This is a genomic window from Paludibaculum fermentans, assembly GCF_051172195.1.
Taxonomy (GTDB): domain Bacteria; phylum Acidobacteriota; class Terriglobia; order Bryobacterales; family Bryobacteraceae; genus Paludibaculum; species Paludibaculum fermentans_A.
In genome coordinates this window covers 1,857,545-1,874,983 of record NZ_JBPJAQ010000001.1, presented here as the reverse complement: position 1 = coordinate 1,874,983, position 17,439 = coordinate 1,857,545, and the positions used below count along the sequence as shown (strand labels likewise).

The window sequence follows — 17,439 nt, the reverse complement described above, 5'->3', positions numbered from 1 at the left end:
AAGTTGTTCACCGGCAGAAGTAGAGGCGCTCTTTTCCCATTTTGCGCCAGCACTCGGGCCGACATCCGCGAGGACGTTTTGGGAACGTTACCTCCAGAGAGCACGGAACATCTGCCTGTAGGTGAAAGGGCTTTGACTGGGTGTTCTTCAGCATCGCGGGTCGTCGCCGAACAAGGCTGTCTACAACATTGCTCTGCTTACTCGGCGATCGGCCGCAAAGATGTCTTCCACAGTTTTTCGACAGTGGCATGCCAGCCTCGACGCCAAGGGTGTCTCAGCGAAGGCCTATAAGCGTTGGCTTCGACGGAATCAGTAAATGCGATTACTCCGTGAGTGTTCGCTCGCTCGTCCGAATTCCCTGCAGGCTATTGATTTTTTGGAGCGGAGACGGGGTCCAACCGCGTGACTAGCTTGGGATCCGAACCTCGAGCACACGAACGGACGACGCGAACGATCCTGCAGACAGAGGGCTGATACTTCAGCCACGAGTCAACGCTGCCATTTATGAACCTCGACCAGTAAGCCGAGTGTCAGCCGGGTTTTGACACAGTGCCCCGCAAGTGACGTGAAAAGCAGGCGCTCATTTTGACACAGCCCCTGCTTTTTGTGTCCAAGTACGCGTGTAAGTGGTTGATAGTAAATGGTCGGGGCGGGGCGATTTGAACGCCCGACCCCCTGCGCCCAAGGCGGTCTTCGGCCTCCCGACGAAGCGCCCTGTTTTCATCTGCTTACGTTTCAAGCAGATACGGCGAACCCCTTGAAGTCGGTGGAAGCCGGTTGAATCCGGAAGCACCGGGCAGCTACAAAATGATCTACAGCATATGATTTCGGACGGGAACTGGCGATTGCATTTGCGCTCCTTGGCACGTTGCATGTAGTTCTCCATTTGTTGATAGCGTCGCACAACATTGAGAAAACAGCTTCTTTTCGGCCTCTGACTTCCCAGTCTGGGGTTGCCTAATGCTGTCTGGATCGACCACCGCCCACGGAGTCTTGGACCTTGCAGGTCAACCGGAGCGACGATAGCCCGACGCGAGGGCCCGCTCCGCTAAATCCGCGATGGACGAGGCCTTGGCGCCGGCGAACGGATGCTAGGAGCCAACGGCTCCAGCCGGATGTGCGAAAGCCAGACGCCGTTTGACCGTTTCATATTGACAGTCAACAATACAGTGGTCTTGCTCCGCTTGCAGGCGCACCCGCCGGCACCCCGCCCCTTTTGAGAATTGCCCACCTCGCCGCCTCCGTCGACAGCGCGGCCCCGGGCTTGATTGAGTCATGACAGCAGGGCAGCGACCTCTGGCTGTTAAGTGATGTTCGGCGCTACACCTGGGTGACACTCACGGCTTTCAACGCCCTGTCCGTGCCGCGCGTGAATGCATACGCTTCGTTCAACTTCTTCATGCCACTGTTGGTGTAGACGAGGATTCGCTTTCCGTCCGTTCTCACCTTGACAATTCCGAACGCGGAGCGCCGGAAGGCGAAGAATCTAGCGGGAGGACTGTCCTTCTTGTTGGCATCCGCTTCCTTCGGCGACACGAAGCCAACCATCTCGAAGAACGCCACCATTTCGGTGACGAAGACCAGCGGCTCGTCCAGGCTTGAGAAGCGTCCGAGCGCTCCCACCAGGTTTGCCCGCGGGTGAATGAACTCCTTTCGTGACGATTCATCACCGGAGGACACTACCGAAATCGCCGGGGCCACGGCCTTGAGGAATGCACTCTTGAAATCCGCCGAGCCGTGATGAGGCACTTTCAGGACGTCCGCCTTTAGCGATATCTCTCCTTTGTTGTGGTCGCGAACGAGCACCGTTTCCGCTTCGGCGTTTAGATCTCCTGCGAGCATGAAACCGAAATCGCCGTACTGAAGATGCAGCACGACCGAGTGCCCGTTGATTGTGTGCGAAGCGGACAAGCCCCTACTTTCTTTAAGGTTCAGATTCAATCCGTCCCCGTCCTGGCGCGCCACTTTTGAAGGAGAGCCGAGGAATTTCAGCGCGTCCTTGCCCTGATGACGCACAGGAATCGGCCCCAGCACCGTCACCTTTATTGACTCAGGTTCACCGTCGGACAGAAACCCGAAGGCATCGTCGCGGCCGCGCTGAAGGCGCTGCATCTGCACTCCGCCGCGACATCGGAACGTCTCGATGGCCTTGCGCCATTCGCGGAACGGCTTGTTCATCTCTTCGGCCGTCACATCGGTCACAAGGTCGTCTACCAAGCCGGTCAAGAGAAGTTCATCGCCGCTCTTGACGGTCGGGCCGAGTAGGTCCTTTTGCTCGCGATCCGAAGGGCGCTTCACCAGACCGTTGTGGAAAATCCGGGAAGGATGAATGAACAACCGCTTGGCCGGGTTCGAGTTCTTTTCCGACTTGCGAATCTCGACCAATCCTGCAAAGTGATCCGCGTCTCCGTGTGTAACCAGAATGCAATCGATCTCCTTGGGCTGGTCATCCGATGAGCCGCGGAATCGCGCCGCAAGGTACCTGGCGAAGAGTTGGTTGTCTCCACCGTCCACCAGCATGATCTTTCCGCCGGGCGTCTCGATCACCATGCCGTCGCCCTGCTGCACGTCGACGAAGTCGAACTTCAGGACTTTGTTATTTTTGAGGGGAGCGATCACCTTCCTAGGTTCGGTGCAAATGAAACCCGAGCGTTTCACGATGTTGAACGATCCGTCGGCGTCCTCCGTGGCGGCGTCGATGTTGATCTCCACGGATTTCGCGTTTTCCGAAATAACTTCGACCTTGTCTCCCCAGGCGAGCGTCGCGAGGAGTTTCTTTTCCGTTTCCGTCGAATCGTAAACCCGCGCCAGATCGGCTTTGACGTAGTGCGTGAAGTCACTGCTAGGCATGGCTATTTCCACTCCTTGATCGTTACAAAGTGTTGTTCAATGGGGTCCTTTACCGCGCCGGCGGCTTGAAACTCCAGTTTGAGTGCCTGTTTCTTCAAGCTGATGGAGACGGCCACCTCCTTTGACGAGCGAAACTCCAGTTGAGTGATCTCGCCGACGCCGGCCAGTTTCCAGACCTGTTTGGCGTTGAAGAATTTCCCGGTGAACAGGATCTTGGCCGTTGCAGGGCTGCTCTTGGACGGGTCCTTCTCGTTCACCACTTCCGCTTTTGTCTCCAGAACTTCGAACTTCTGAATGACTGGCGGATATGGGTCGTTCAGCGAGTAACTGTCCGTTTCCGGAGTATCCGCGTGGTGGCCGATCGCTCCGGCGATCCATGTGTAGGCGTCAGGCCGGTCACAGTCCAGGCGAGCTGTTACGGCGGTGATGCTGCTTGCTTGGCATGCCGTGTTGTTCCCGTTGAGAAGCCATACAACTTTTTCGTCGAACCTTCGTCCTCTAGCAGCGAGCCCGATCCTTTGTGTCGAGCTATCGAACGACACGGCGTCTACCCTACTGATCGAGAGAGCGGGCTGGAATAGCTGCCGTGATGAATCCTTTGTGAACTCGTCGAGAACGATGCCGTCTTCTGGAAACGCTGGACAGCCCGTGCGATTAGTGGTGACGCCGCAACCGGCGACCCTTCGGAATCGAAGTCGGTTTAGCGTGTACGCCTTGGTTGGCGTTACCAGTGTAATTTTAGGCGTGCCTACATAACCGGCAGGCATCGAGACTGTAAACGCCAGCTCGTTGGAGCTCAAGTATTCCACCTGCCCGCGAATCGACTCATTGTTCTCGGCGTGCTCGTCGACCCACGCTCTGGGGCTGCCAAGGGCAAGAACTTTGGTGAGCGGAATACCGTTGATCAGGACGCTGATCTGCGGCGAAATGTCGAAACCTCGAAGTATCACAGTCGCGCGTTCCCCTGTCTTGGCGGGCATGTAGTCGATCTCGTAGATGGAAAAGCCTTCTTCAACAGGCGGTACTTGGACTTGAAATGACGTTTCAACACCGCACTCGATGTCGTCTGTCTTTTGATAGAGGTGGAATTTGGAGAGGTCCGGATAGACGACTGCCGGCGTCGTCTTTCGGTGATATTGGCATCCGCGTCCTGTAAGTTCCAGATAGGCCGCGTCATCCGGTACGACTAGCACCGCGTACGTCGTCCTAATACCGGGCGCAATCGCCTTCGAGCCGGGTTTCGGTCCAAAGATCCAGCCGAATTCCGGCAAGCCCTTTCCGTGGCCCGATGCGTAGACTTCCTGTTGAAGGAACTGTTCGAATGTTTCGCGCTGCTTCTGGTAGTTCATTTGCGCGCCTAATCCCCAAAGGAAACTGCCGATTACACTGAATGCCGAGGTCTTGACTACGGAATGGGTGTCGGCGACGTTCAGTGCGCTGATTCGTGGAATCAGTTCGACGCTGCGCACCGAGCCGACCAAGCGGGACGTTGGGTCATCGCTAGCGACTCTTTCATAGCGGAGATACTTCCACCTGCGATAGCGGTCGCCTCCTGCGTCAACCGAACCAGTCGTCAGCTTGTTCTCTTTGGCTTGTGTCCAGGTTTCCGGTGGCAATCTGCCCGGCAGCCTCTTGCTCTCAGCAGAGTCACCGTCCTCAAGTCGTCCTCGCAGTACTCCCGCCACACGCCACCAGGACTGGGCCAGATGATCGTCGCCCTTGCCAGGCACGCCCAAAACGGTTTGCGGCAGTTCGAGGAACAGGATCCGTTTGCCAGGTCCAACCTCGTCCCTGAGGAGAGTGAGCTGTTTAGAAATCAACTCGTAGTTGAATTGAATGTGGTTGTCGAGAGCTGCGGAAGCATCCAGGCTCGGTTGGTGGTCTGCCGCACGCTTCAGAACCGACTTGATCACCGTCGGATCCATGGAGTCCGGAAGGGTCGGGAAGACTCCGCCTGCATCAGGTCTCGTATATGCAGGCGCGGCAACGACGGAGCCCATCGCCTCCTGCACTGTCGTGATCCGCGCTTCAATCTCTGCCTTGTTCTTCTCAAGCGCGGCGATCTCGGCGGTTTTGACCTGCCGGTCTTCCGCAGTTGACGCCGCAGTGCCCATACGCGCAAGCTCAACTCGCGCCGCATGAAGCGCGGCGTTCACTTTCCCTTGCTCGTCGAGAGATTCGCGCCATTGCGATTCGAAAACCGTGTGCATAGCGACGTTGCTTTCGTATTGTCCCTCCAATGCCCGATTTTTCGCGCCAACCGTCTGGTCGTATTCAACCCGCAATCCAAAGAGGCGTCTCACGGCATCCAAACGGCTGCTGTTCACGGCGTTGGGATCCGTTTGTGTGAACGGCGCAGCTTCGATTTTGCCGTTCTTGTTTCTGAGGCGCTCCAGAAGATAGTGAGCCTGTTCAAGCGACCAGACGCTCGGTTCTCCAACCGTTACGCGGACGGCGCCGGATCTAGTTCCGGCCGGGACGGGTTCAATGATCAATGCCAGCGTGATCAAAGCCGCAAGGGTCCGACACCGCTGGCGGCTTCCGGTGCGAGTCAAAGCGTTCATTTAAGCCTCTCAGACACTAAAGCGAGAACGCGTCACGCTTAGTGACATGGCTTGCCGAGTTTCTTTCGGTGCCGTGTTTGGAGCCAGGCCTGGTCGAACGGGCGGATCTAGCTCGGCATGGAACTTGCGGTATTCACAACGGCCCGTAATGGGTGAGGTCGGCCAACGCATAACTCTAAGTCCTAACGCGCTACTCGTGGAAGCGCTGCCTTGACGGGTGCCGACGGATAGTTGGTAACCCGCAGACTAGGTATTCTTGCGAGGCATTCCCTGGACGACCACCTGCCACAAATGCAGGTGCGCTACTTCATATAGTGCCGGCAAGACGCCGTCTGGAATCAACCAGTTGGAGCCTCTCAGAGACGCCGCGGCAGTAGGGAGAAGAGGCTCGATCGTGGTTTTGTAGCTAAAGGTTCATCAAGGCTCAACAAGGCTGCTCTGCAACCTGTTGAAAACAAAGACTTATTTTCAGGGGGATCCACTGTGCCCAAGTCGGTTTTCGGCCTCCCGACGAAGTGCCCAGTTTTCATCTGCTTACGTTTCAAACAGATACGGCCAACCCGTTGAAGTCTGTGGGGGCAGGTTGAATCCAGAAGCTCCAAGCAGCTACAGAATGATCTACAGCCTGAGATTTCGAACTCGGATCTGAATATAGCCAATGCCACTCGCGCCACCCTGTTTCCGTTGCATTTCGTCTTTCAGATCAGGGCACTCAGGACGTAATCGGTACGGCTAGTGAACCTGCCCTTGATCCCGACCACCCAGCGCAGCCCTCGATCTCTATGCCCCTTCAGATTCGCGCAAACGCGCCATCAGTGGTGCCGCCATTCGTATCTAGGAAGAATTCCACCGTCTGCTCGATGCTGACGTTCAGCAGGCCAATCCATGGGTTGCAGGTCCACGGAATCGTCACACCATGAGATAGTGAACAGGTGATGGAAGAAAAGGCCAACGACGCCGAAACGCTCAACAACATGTTCCTGCAAGACGCCGGGATCGGCATCCCCGAAGTGACCGAACGGGACATGGCCGGCCTTATCCTTGAGCATTTGGACTATGAGCAGCAACTTATCGCCATTTCAGGTCTGTTGCAGCGTAACGCTGAAGCCGACAAGCGAGTGGATGCTGCAATGAAGGAGCTAGACGAATACGCGCGGAAGAGCTCCGGATGGCGCAACGAACGGGCAATGGAAGAGTTCGGCGTGACGTTTTATCTTTCCGTCTACCAAAGTGCTGCTCACAGTATGGCGGCGCTCGGGATGCTTGCGCCGATGTACGAGTCCATGTTCTATCAGGCGTTTCAGGGCATCAGGACGCGGTACTTTGTGACTGCGGGGATTTCGTCGGATCATCATCGCTGCAAAATGACAGATCCGGAATCCTTCTGGAATTGTCACTACCACTACGAACGGAAGACGACAGTGGTTACGGAGAACCTCGTCTCGGGAATCTTACAACTTGCAAAGGCAGTGGGCCTAAAGAAGCACCTGCCGGATGGCCTCCCCCGGATGCTTGAGGCCCTGTTCGACTACAGGAATTTCATGTTTCACAATGGCTTTGAATGGCCAAGAGAGAGATGTAAGGAGTTTGCGGCTCATGTCGAGCAGAAGAGTTGGCAGGCGTGGTTTTCGAACTCAACTCGCGGCGGTGAGCCATGGATCTTCTTTATGACCGAGGAATTCATCATTCACTGTTTTGACATGATACACAGGCTACTGGATGGCTTCGGGGCGTACTGCAGAGGGAGAGTCTCCGTCGAAACGATTCCGGTTGAACAGGTTCCGGACGAATGACTCTGAGTTGCGTTGGGGCAACTGTCCCTGCTGAGTGCGTTGGACACAGCTTGAGGTGGATTCACTTCGTCCGGGGCCGCCACCGCATGCTCCGTGGATGCCCTTGACTTCAAATTCCTACAGTCTGGTGGGTTGCGGGTAGCGTGTTGAGGAGTCTGGATTCTGCCTGAACCCGGAAGTTGAAGTTTAGGACAGCTACAGAATGGTCTAGGGGCTGGAGACATGATGCTGTTCGTCTGAAGGTACGGCCGGCTACTTCCCAAAATGGGGAATGTGGTCGAACGAATACACGAGGACGCTTGCCATGGCGATGAGCATGAGCACGATTTCGAAGACGCTCCAGACCACAAAGCGAATAGCGTCGAATTCTTCTTTAGCTGGTAGCCTCATCCGCATACCTGTCTCTCTACCCTGTTCACTCCTAGGCCTCTCCGCTCGGTGGCGTCGGAACAACAGGACGCCGCATGGTCTTCTTCGCAATCCGTCGCCGCCGTGACGCCACTTTTTCTACGGGAGGCAACTTGAGGACTGCTACAGGTCTGGGATCGGAGTCATTCGGCAATGACCTCAGGGCTGAGGGAACCGGATTCCATTGGTACCGCCTCCCGTCCCCACCTGCATGTTCTACGACGTCGCCAGCCACGACCATGCGTCTGAGCGTAGTGTAGATCGTGGCAAGTGCGTTGGCATATTCGCCAACGTAGAAGCCGGTGCGACGCAGCTCATCACGAACCTCAACGGCCGAGAACTGGCGTGAAGCGGACACCTTTAGAATGGCGCGGATGCGGTTGGTGATTCCAACGTCGACAATTGTCTTGCCGACCAACTCAAGGACGCCCATAAGACTCGGCTCTGGCAACTCCGCAGGCACCAGTGACGCGAGTCCACTCACGGTCTGCGCCATGCCGTTGATCTGACGGTCGACCTCTTGCTCCTCGAGTCGCAGACTCTCCTGCTGAGCGCGCAAACTGTCCTTCTGGCGCTGCAGTTCGGTGAGTGCTGCTCGTGCATTTTTCAGCCACGCGCCATAGTCAGTTGCCATAGCACGATCTTAGACTAAGTCTTATACAACGTGCAAGAAAATTGTGGAAGTATCCGTATTGCGTCTAAGTGTAAGCGCGGCCTTGTCTATGCTCCGTAGTCATACGATCATAGCCGCCTGTTACTGGTGGGGTGCAGGCGCTGATGCTGGCCGTCATCAGCACAATCAACATGATCGAGATTCCAACCGACGAGTGATTCTGCAGAGGGACGGCGCTGGCCGATCGAGCGGAAGTTGCGCATCTTCGAAGAGACGTTAGCCACCGGCATCTCGATCGTGGAGGTTTCATCACCTCGGGGGACACCTGAAAACCGGCCAATGAGGGACACCTCAAAACCTGAATCGAACGACGGCGCGTTTCCCACAAAAATAGTCGTTCGTAAATCACAGTTCTGGCCCAGTGGGATGCTCTTATGAAGATGTTCAACGCCAAGGTTCTGGCGCAGTTGCGCCTCTTCGCAGTCCCTGGGTAGTGCGTGTGAGAGCTGCCTCGTTGTCGCTCTGCGGCTCTGGCAACAAGAAAGGGTGTTATGCCGAGGAGAGCACCTGCCGCAATTGCAGGTGCGCTACTTCACATGGTGCCGGCAAGACGGCGCTTAGAATCAATCAGTTGGAGCCGCTCAGAGACGCCTCGGCAGTGAGGAGAACAGGCTCGACCGCGGTTTTGTAGCTAAAGGTTCCTCAAGGCTCAATAGGGCGGTTTTGCAACCTGTTGAAAACAAAGACACAATTCCGGGGGGATCCACTGCGCCCAAGTCGGTTCTCGGCCGCCCGACGAAGCGCCCCGTTTTCAGCTGCTTACGGTTCAACTAGATACGGCCAACCCGTTGAAGCCCGTGGAAGGATTAGGAGACTGGAAGCAACGAACAGCTACAAGATTGACTACGGCTTCGGGACTTTAGCTCAAGGGGGATCCACTGCGTCCTAGTCAGTGCTCGACCCACACGTGGAGCTGAAGACTGGAAAGTGACCAACGGGAATGATCGGCTTCTGTCCTCCGCTTCCCGCCATCGGCCGTCGGCCGACTAGGAGAGGACTGCTTCAAGGGGAATTGGTCCATGAGTCGGGACGACTAATCGGTCGCCCTGGATTAGCAATCAGATGGAACGATGTGCTTTGGGAGTTAACGCAATACCGGGTTGCCATGCGCCTATGTCCGCTCGGGAGGGCACATTGACAGAACTTGCTACAGTGCTCCAGGCCAATCGGAAGAGTACGGTGAGCGAGGCTGCCCATCACGTCAGGCGACACATGCGATCGTTTATGCTTAGCGCCGGAGTGGTCAGTTCTCCAACGCCTGAACCTCAGAACTGAATTGGTCAAACTTTTGAAGCCGCAAGAAGAGGCGGCAACGTACGTACTCGTTCTTCGCAACGAGGCGGATGACGCGCCACACGATAGTGATGCCGTGCAGCAGACTACCAGGCTAGCGACTCGCTTTTGCAGCGATGTGTCCGCTTCTGCAGCGCGATTGCGCTTAGAGATGACGAAGGAGATGAGATCTATGAAGTCCTGCTGTCTAGGGTTCGGCTTTGCGGTGCTGCTCTGCGTTGTGGCTCTCGCCCAGACGAGTTCGCAGTCGAAGGAAGGTAAAGTCGGGGGTAGGTCCTCTGTGATGGAGGAAGAAGATAGTAAAGAGAAGATGCCGGTAGAGCGCAACTGGCGGCCCTCGGTTGGCCTAACGAATGTATTGCCGGAGGTTGCAGCGCCGTGCTTAGCCGCGATGCTCCTCGCCGGCGAGGCCAAACCGGACGCCAAGGTGGTGGAATGCAAGGAAGGCATTTCCCCGGTGGACGCGGCGAGGCTGCTGCTCGCTCGGATCGGCGGTTCCGCTGACGACACGTGGATCATTCAGGTCGTGCGTTTCGAGCGGAAGGACCTGAAGGACGCGCAAGGAATAGATGCCAAGAAGTTCGAATTGACGCTTTGCCCGCGGCCGTTCGGCAACCGCGTGTTTCTTTACTGGCGGGGCCAGAAGCTCGCAGAGATCAAAGGCAGGCGCCTCTGGGGCGTGCGTAGCGTTCGGACGCTCCTGGTGGTCGACGCACTGGCTGGAGAGATTACGGCGAGTACAGCCGCGCTCCGAATAGGCGAGCCGGCAAAAACGCAAGAATGGCGCGAAATGGCAACGGTGGCACTCAAGGATGAGCTGGAGAAGAACTACAACTTCAGCCAATGGTTTGTCAACCGGTTCGTTCCGTTTGCAGATCGGGGCGGGCGCGTGTTCGCCGTGCCAGAGGACATAGCGCGCCTGACGCAGTTTATGGCGTCGAAGAAAAAGGACCCAGCATGGCTCACCCACGTCCTTGACGTGCTTGGCCTCGCCAAGTTCGCTCAAGGCGCGCAGGGTACCGAGCTTAACCCCGTGCGAGTCGCCCTCTACGGGATGGGGCAAATGCCCGATATCCCTGTCCCGAGCGATATGTGGGTGCAGGCAGGAATCTCCATCATAAGGGATGCGGATTGGAGGACCGTCGGTGCGGATCCGAATACCCTGTTTACTCCCGTGACCGGGGAGACAGAGGTTGATAACGAAGGCAAGTACTGGTTTGACGCCAGCATCGGTCTCCCCGTCAAAAAGGTCGATGAACTCGAGTATGTGCGCGCGGACAATCGGCTCCAGACACGCGAGGTGGCCGCGGAGAGCATCTTAGGCCTCGCCAATTTCATCCCGCACAAGATCGACATTAAGGATCCGAAAACGACCTGGCACCCGAGATTTATCATTGGCTTGGGTTTGCGCGGCAGAGTTCTTGACCGCACCTTCTTCGGCTTCGGCATGGGCTTCGCTCTAGGCCCGTTCAAGAACAATGCAATATTACAGGCATTCCAGCCCTATGCGGGCCTGCAGCGGACAGTCACTCGCGTGACCGAGAGCGCGACGGGCCAAGTGAAATCGAGCTCAGCGTGGAAGCTCGCGATTGGCATCAACATTCCCGTCAAGAGCGCCGTCGAGCGGCTTGCTAAGAAGAAGGAAGCGGCGAAATGAAGCGGAACGACCAGAATTTCGACTTGCTTTGGGACGTGACCAATTTGGTAGGCAGGTTCTTCTCGTCTGCCTTGCTCGGAAAGCGGTTTCGAGGCGGCAAAGAGCTCAGCGCGGAGAACCGCAGCTTTCTAACGGGCCTCGCATGGGGAGGACAGATCGTCGGCGTGGGCATCGCGGCCAAACAATCCGGTCAGGATGAGAAGATCGACGAAAGCACGCTATGCCTCAGGTTCACCGTGCGCCGGAAGGTCCCGGACCGGCGGCTCACCAAGGAGCACCGGATCCCCAAACGTCTGCGCTTCGAGCACCTCGGGCGCCGCATTCTCACCGATGTTGTGGAACACGACTCAGTTGCGGCGATGCAGGCGATCGGGCCCGGATTGCCCGCCGCGCAGAACGTGGGGCCCACCGGAACCATAACTGCAATTGTCCAGGCGAACTCACCCGTTGGTACGGTGTTCGCACTCGGATGCGCACACGTGTTGGCGCCGCCTGGACTGAATACGCCTGGGCAGCCGGTGGAAGCTCCTCCGGACAACAATCCTCAGTCGCTCGGCAATGTGGTGGGTGTGCTGCGGCAGTTCACGGGATTCAATTCTACTGGAGCCAATTTCCTCGATGCGGCGCTGGTGGAGCTGGATCCGACGAGAGCGTCGCAGGTGACGAACCGCTTCCCCGATGGGTCGACGTTCGGGCCTATTGTAACGAGTGGCGATCAGCTTCAGCGGCAGGTGCGGATGTTCCGGGGAACAACAGGGAACTGGACCTCAGGAATAATACGGCAGCTAAACGTAACCCGGTTGATCAGCTACCCCGGTGTCGGCAGCTTCTCGTTCTCAGGCCTGGTGGAATCGCGTCTGTTCAACGCGGGTGGCGACTCGGGTTCTCCGGTGGTGATTGACATACCGGAGAACCCCGTCGTTTCCATGCACATCGGCGGCGACAACCGTGACATCGCCTGGAGCGTGCCAATGATGAACGTGCTGAGCCACTTTAGCGTCAAGATCATCTAAGAGGCGGCGTTTCGCAGCAGGACATCGGACGCGCACCCAACGATAAACTTGCCGCCTCAAGGTCCACGGCGTGCACTTGGAGACACAGCACACCGAAACACTCTTCGGCTTCGCGTCGAGCCTCTCCGCGAGTGGGACTTCAATGCCGACGACCTCCGAGAAGATTGCAACGGTATCCGAAGCGTTTGGATCGAGGGCATTGTCGACATTGTACGCGGGGAGAAAGATATGAGCATCAACGCCGCGGCCCGGCGCAACCGCTTCGGGACGCGTGACGAGCCCCTTTATAGTAGGGAGATCCCTTCCGGTGACGTCCAGCCCGCTTGCCGCCACAATTGGTGCCCTGCGCATGAGCACGACGTTGCCCGCTGGTGTAATGTCAAGAACTCTTCCACTTCCCCAGCTCCCTACTGGCTACGAGGCCATGGGCAACTCTGTCCCTGAATGGAACGTGAACATCTTTGCGGGCATCGCGACACCAGATGGATTGAGCGAATGGAGAACACGCGCAGAGTCTGTCAGTTGGCGAGAATGTCAGTGAGCCGCGTGTAACAGTGCGGCGATTCGCCCACACCGCCTCACGAATGCCGACCTTCACCCCGGCGCGCAGGCGTCCATCATGTCCACACTGAGCATCGGCGCCAGTGTCTGCTGGCCAGTGTTGACCCACTTCCCCTCGCTTCCATCCGGCTCATGACGGCGTCGGCGCCGTGGACGGTCGCGCAGAGACACCGAAGCCGGATCGTTCTTGACGCCTTCTGGAATTACCGACACCTCCCCGATCGTTCCGCTAACGCAACTGCGCTTGCCGGGCAAGGCCGGATTCACCCCGTTACGTACAACCCATAAATCATGCCATTGTGCCTCTCCGCCGGATAAGTTCTGATGATTGGGGACCAGCGTCGAGCACACGCGCATCCAGTGACCGCAGACCCGATGGCGTCGAGTATATGCCTAACATCCGGCGGGATTCAGACTGCGACGTTGTTCTGTCCCTACGATGTGCGGGAATCGAGCGCTGCGGGAGCTGAGCGCACATCGTCCTGTGCGACTGCGCGGTTCAGGAACGTGTGGTGATCATATAGCCGATGGCCGAATCCGCGGAATCCGGTATGGAGGGCAATCCAGATTCGGCTCTGCTCGCCTTCGAAGCTGTCCACCTGATGATCCCGACTGTCAACGGCTACGAGCTAAGCGCCGGCAATGGTGCCCAGGAACATCAACTTCCGCGCTGCGCTGCTTGCGCCGTGGGTGATTTGCCAAGCGCCATGGTTGTTGCGGTCAAACGACTCGTGCTCGACGGACTCTTGAGACGGCGGCCCCCTACGTTAGGGCATGGAACAATTGATTCAGATCGTGATGCTGTTGATTGCGAGCCTGGGTAACCAGCTCTATCCGTTCACCCCCACGCAAAAGAAGCCTGTCGACGGTGGCGCGCAGGCGATGTCCTGCGAAATCCACCAGGAGACCGGCACTGCCACGTGCAATTAGGCTGACGGGGCCGTGTATCCGTTACAATTGAGTTCGATGATCACCATGGGGACGCCCTCATTGCGGTTGGCCGCGATATGGGCGTCCTTTTTTCTGCCTCCATTCTGCTCCGCCGACACTCATCAGTTATCGCCCGGTGTCTCACGCTCCATCTACCTGACGCCGCAAGGCCGCGCTTCGTTTACGATCACACTGTCACCAGGAACGGCGGCCCATGTGCGCGTCGAGCAATTGGAGGGAGATCTGGCCGAAGTCATCATCGGACCGGCCGGGTCGCGGCGCGAGGTTGATCAGTTCGATTTTGGACCGGAAGATCTCACGGTAGATGCAATCGTCGGGGGCGAGTACCAGATTGACGTCGCTCCTTCCGTCCGCTATGCCGGGCAGGCGAAGGGTTCGATCGTCCTGTTGTCCGTAACCCCTCGCAGGCCGGACGACGATCGGGCCAAGGTAGCCGAAGACTTGGCCACTCGATCCAAACGGTCGGTCCACGACGGCACGACGCTCACCGACGCGGTGGCCCTGGCCAAGAATTCCATGGAGGCCTGGAGGCAGCTGCAGGACGTGCTGTCCGTTGCGCGCTCGCGTCTCCGGCTCGGCGATGTCCTGCTTTCGCATAACGATGATCGTTCGGCTCGGGACTCGTTCCGGGAGGCCCGTGCGAGTTGCGCCGCGGCCTCGGATCTGAGGTGCGAGGCCGAGGCCGCGAACAATGTCGGGTTGGCCGCTCTGAGACTCACCGACGTAGATGAAGCTCTGCAACAGTTTGCCTACGCGAGCGGTGCCTGGAAGCAGCTCGGCATGTCATTCGGCGAGGCGGTTACGCGGTCGAATCTGGGCCTTCTCCACTGGCAGAGCAGCGAATGGCAGCAAGCTCTCGACGAGTATCGCAAAGCAAGCCTGCTCTTCCAACGAGCGAATCCACTTTCCGCCGCGCGCGTCACCAACAACCTGGGACTCGTCTACCTGTCGATGGCCGAGCACGAGCGGGCCGCTTCCTGTTTCCTTCAAGCATTGGCGATAGCGCGGAAAGCGAATGCGTCGCAGCGCGATATAGGGCGCTTTCGTCTGAACTTGGGACGCGCGCAGATGCTGGCCGGCCATTTGCGAGCTGCCCTCCGTCAGGAACAGGCGGCCCTGAGGATCCTGCAAGCAGCAAAAGATATAGGCGGCGTGGCCGACGTTCACAACAATATTGCCCAGATTCTGCTTCGGATGAATCAGTTCTCCGCGGCGGAGACGTCCATTCGGGCTGCGCTGGCTCTGTACAAAGACCTAGGGAACCAGCGCGGCTTGTCAAGTGCGCTGCACTATCTCGGCGTGCTCGCTGCCGCTTCTGGCGACCTGGAGGAGGCGCGACGCCGGTTGGAGGAGGCCCTGTCCATCAGGAACGAAAGGCGCCTCCACGACCAGCGGGCGGAGACGCTTTATCAACTGGCTGTGGTCGAGAATCAGGAGGGCAAGATCGATGACGCGGAACGCCATGCCGGACAGGCGATCGACGTCGTCGAATCGCTGCGGACGAATGTGGAGAGCGAAGCGCTCCGCAGAAGTTACTTCGCCGACAAGCAGGCCTATGGCGAGTTTCTGATCGGGATGCTTATGTCCCACCGCGCTTCTTCCGAACACGACACGCTCGCGAAACGCGCCTTCTCGGTCGCGGAGCGGCTTCGGGCGCGGACCCTGATCGAGGGTATGTCCTGCAGCCCGCTCGTTGTTCCGTTCGACAATCCGAAGTTGGCGGCTCAGCTGCGATCCGTCCGCCGTCGACTGAACTTCAAATCCGCCCAGTTGGCAGTCCGGCCGAAACCGGATCCGGTATCCGATGCGCTCCTCCGCCGCGAGATCGATGAGTTGCTGGCGGAGGACGAAGAACTCGGGGTGCGGGCTCGAAATGTCAACTCCAAATGTGATGCGCTCGCCGCGCCGTCCCTGGGAGTCGATGAGGCGCAACGGCTGCTCGGAGCCCACGATTTACTCGTGGAATACTCTTTGGGCGAGCGCCGGAGCTATGTCTGGATCATCGGGCAAAACTCCTTCCAGACGAGGGAATTAGCGCCTCGAAGCCGCATCGAGGCCCGCGCCCGCGCCATCATTGACCAGATGGAGAACGCGCAGGAACGCAAAGCATATCCCCTCAAACGCGTGGAATTCCTGGTGGCTATCCGCCAACTCGCCGAAGCCTTGGGATTGCCTTTCGGAACCACGGAAGCCGGAAGCCGGATTCTAGTTGTTCCTGACGGCATCCTTCACCGTGCCCCATTCGCGGCTCTCCCGGGCGACGGCTCGCGCCCGTCGTCCTATCCGCAAAACGCGATGGGAATGCGCTGGGAGCTCGTCCAGGCGCCATCCGCATCTGTGTTCCTCCTGCTCCAGGAACGCCGACGCATCGCTGGCCGGATGCCGATCCGCGTAACCGCGCTTGTGGATCCGGTCTTCGACGCCACCGACGCGCGACTGGCGGGACAGCCTCTGCCTGAGGCTGTCCCGAAACCCGTCCTCAAAGGTGGCCCAGGGTTCGGATTGGCGCGGTTGCCCTTTGCCGACGAAGAACTGGCCCCCATTCTTCGACACGTGCCTCCCGACCGGCGGACCGTTCTTCGCGGCTTTCAAAGCACCCGCAAGGCTTTTCTCGATCAGCGACTCTGGCAATCATCGCACGTGCTTGCCTCGACTCACGCCTTTGTCGACGACATACAACCGGAGCTTTCCGCCATCGTTTTCTCCATGATGGGGAAACGAGGCACGGCAATCGATGGCATGGTCAGACTCTATGAGATATATGACTTGCCCGTCGCGTCGTCCCTCGTTGTGCTCTCTGCTTGCGAAACCGCGCGCGGACGCCAGGTGCGCGGCGAGGGCTTGGTGAGCATCTCGCGCGCCTTCCTGTTCGCCGGCGCGTCGGCCTTGCTGGCACCGCTCAACCGCGTCGATGCCGAGTCCTCCGCCGCCCTCGTCGCTGCTTTTCTGGACAACGTTCTGAACCGGGGAGCAGTGCCGCCTTCTACCGCGCTGCTGCGCGCCAGGATCCGGATCGGACAATCGACCCGCTGGCAAGACCCGTATTACTGGAGCTCATTCGTGCTCGTGTCGGGGTTGGACTGACCGAAATTCCCTTCTATATACCGGTGCATGATGACATACTGGGTACCGGCATGGGAGATACCGCCCAACCATACAAACTGAATAATATTCCCGATCAGGAATGGGAGCAGATTCGGTCAAGATTGGGCTTCTACTTTGCACACCACGGCACCGCCGATCCGGAGGATCTCGCGCAGGACACGCTGAGCCGCGTGATCGTCTGGCTCCAGGATGGCAACCGGATCGAAGGCAAGGACGGATTGGCGAAGCTCTGCTACGGTTTTGCCCGCAACGTTCTGCGCGAGCAACGACCAAGCCGCCCGAAACAGACGGATCCGATCGATTCGGACATTCCAGAACGCCCAAATAAGTCTTTTGGTCTCGCCAGTAGCGAAACCGCGATTCTTGTCCGCCAGGTGCTGGGGAGACTCCCCGGGCCCGACAGAGAAATCATTCTAAGCGCGGAGCTGATGACGCCAGCAGCCATGGCCGCGGTTTTTCGAACGTCCGTGCCGAACATCAACCTCAGGCTTTGCCGCGCCAGGCAGCGATTTCGACGGGGATTGCGATCGGCCCTCGGTTTGCCGGGTGGAGCATGAAATCTGAGCTCATT

10 protein-coding genes are annotated in these 17,439 nt (G+C 58.2%); 6 read left to right on the top strand and 4 right to left on the bottom strand.

What is annotated here, in order from left to right:
* Nucleotides 1-1,320: 1,320 nt before the first annotated feature.
* Both ACR9Y2_RS07585 and ACR9Y2_RS07580 read right to left on the bottom strand, forming a co-directional pair.
* Complete coding sequence (locus ACR9Y2_RS07585) at nucleotides 1,321-2,850, bottom strand: ComEC/Rec2 family competence protein (protein ID WP_435040466.1); 1,530 nt, start codon at nucleotides 2,848-2,850, stop codon at nucleotides 1,321-1,323.
* A gap of 2 nt (nucleotides 2,851-2,852) precedes the next feature.
* A complete protein-coding gene (locus ACR9Y2_RS07580; protein WP_435040465.1) occupies nucleotides 2,853-5,414 on the bottom strand; it encodes a hypothetical protein in 2,562 nt (853 codons plus the stop codon).
* A 935-nt stretch (nucleotides 5,415-6,349) separates the two neighbouring features.
* On the opposite strand from ACR9Y2_RS07580, the gene ACR9Y2_RS07575 reads away from it, so the two are divergent.
* On the top strand, nucleotides 6,350-7,207 hold the full coding sequence (locus tag ACR9Y2_RS07575; protein ID WP_435040464.1) for a hypothetical protein: 858 nt from the start codon (nucleotides 6,350-6,352) through the stop codon (nucleotides 7,205-7,207).
* A gap of 252 nt (nucleotides 7,208-7,459) precedes the next feature.
* Here the strand turns inward: ACR9Y2_RS07575 and ACR9Y2_RS07570 are convergent, their stop codons facing one another.
* A complete protein-coding gene (locus tag ACR9Y2_RS07570) occupies nucleotides 7,460-7,597 on the bottom strand; it encodes a hypothetical protein (protein ID WP_435040463.1) in 138 nt (45 codons plus the stop codon).
* A 31-nt stretch (nucleotides 7,598-7,628) separates the two neighbouring features.
* Nucleotides 7,629-8,249 (bottom strand): hypothetical protein, encoded by a 621-nt coding sequence (locus tag ACR9Y2_RS07565; RefSeq protein WP_435040462.1) that lies wholly within the window; start codon nucleotides 8,247-8,249, stop codon nucleotides 7,629-7,631.
* A 1,504-nt stretch (nucleotides 8,250-9,753) separates the two neighbouring features.
* Here ACR9Y2_RS07565 and ACR9Y2_RS07560 point away from each other — a divergent pair.
* From ACR9Y2_RS07560 to ACR9Y2_RS07540, 5 genes are all read left to right on the top strand, one after another.
* Nucleotides 9,754-11,238 carry a hypothetical protein gene (locus ACR9Y2_RS07560; protein WP_435040461.1) on the top strand — a complete coding sequence of 495 codons (1,485 nt, stop codon included), beginning with the start codon at nucleotides 9,754-9,756 and terminating at the stop codon, nucleotides 11,236-11,238.
* Nucleotides 11,235-12,251: a hypothetical protein gene (locus tag ACR9Y2_RS07555; RefSeq protein WP_435040460.1), complete on the top strand. Its 1,017-nt coding sequence runs from the start codon at nucleotides 11,235-11,237 to the stop codon at nucleotides 12,249-12,251. The genes ACR9Y2_RS07560 and ACR9Y2_RS07555 overlap by 4 nt, the downstream gene beginning before the upstream one ends.
* 1,335 nt (nucleotides 12,252-13,586) lie before the next feature.
* Nucleotides 13,587-13,742, top strand: a complete 156-nt coding sequence (locus ACR9Y2_RS07550) for a hypothetical protein (protein WP_435040459.1) — start codon at nucleotides 13,587-13,589, stop codon at nucleotides 13,740-13,742.
* A 12-nt stretch (nucleotides 13,743-13,754) separates the two neighbouring features.
* Nucleotides 13,755-16,847 carry a CHAT domain-containing protein gene (locus tag ACR9Y2_RS07545; protein WP_435040458.1) on the top strand — a complete coding sequence of 1,031 codons (3,093 nt, stop codon included), beginning with the start codon at nucleotides 13,755-13,757 and terminating at the stop codon, nucleotides 16,845-16,847.
* A 50-nt stretch (nucleotides 16,848-16,897) separates the two neighbouring features.
* The gene (locus ACR9Y2_RS07540; RefSeq protein ID WP_435040457.1) at nucleotides 16,898-17,425 is read left to right on the top strand and encodes an RNA polymerase sigma factor; all 528 of its coding nucleotides are present in this window, start codon (nucleotides 16,898-16,900) and stop codon (nucleotides 17,423-17,425) included.
* The last annotated feature ends 14 nt before the right edge of the window (nucleotides 17,426-17,439 follow it).

Bases quoted from the DNA above. Each gene is read 5' to 3' on its own strand.
- ACR9Y2_RS07585 (WP_435040466.1), bottom strand. From the start codon at position 2,850: ATGCCTAGCAGTGACTTCACGCACTACGTCAAAGCCGATCTGGCGCGG.
- ACR9Y2_RS07580 (WP_435040465.1), bottom strand. From the start codon at position 5,414: ATGAACGCTTTGACTCGCACCGGAAGCCGCCAGCGGTGTCGGACCCTT.
- ACR9Y2_RS07575 (WP_435040464.1), top strand. From the start codon at position 6,350: ATGGAAGAAAAGGCCAACGACGCCGAAACGCTCAACAACATGTTCCTG.
- ACR9Y2_RS07570 (WP_435040463.1), bottom strand. From the start codon at position 7,597: ATGAGGCTACCAGCTAAAGAAGAATTCGACGCTATTCGCTTTGTGGTC.
- ACR9Y2_RS07565 (WP_435040462.1), bottom strand. From the start codon at position 8,249: ATGGCAACTGACTATGGCGCGTGGCTGAAAAATGCACGAGCAGCACTC.
- ACR9Y2_RS07560 (WP_435040461.1), top strand. From the start codon at position 9,754: ATGAAGTCCTGCTGTCTAGGGTTCGGCTTTGCGGTGCTGCTCTGCGTT.
- ACR9Y2_RS07555 (WP_435040460.1), top strand. From the start codon at position 11,235: ATGAAGCGGAACGACCAGAATTTCGACTTGCTTTGGGACGTGACCAAT.
- ACR9Y2_RS07550 (WP_435040459.1), top strand. From the start codon at position 13,587: ATGGAACAATTGATTCAGATCGTGATGCTGTTGATTGCGAGCCTGGGT.
- ACR9Y2_RS07540 (WP_435040457.1), top strand. From the start codon at position 16,898: ATGGGAGATACCGCCCAACCATACAAACTGAATAATATTCCCGATCAG.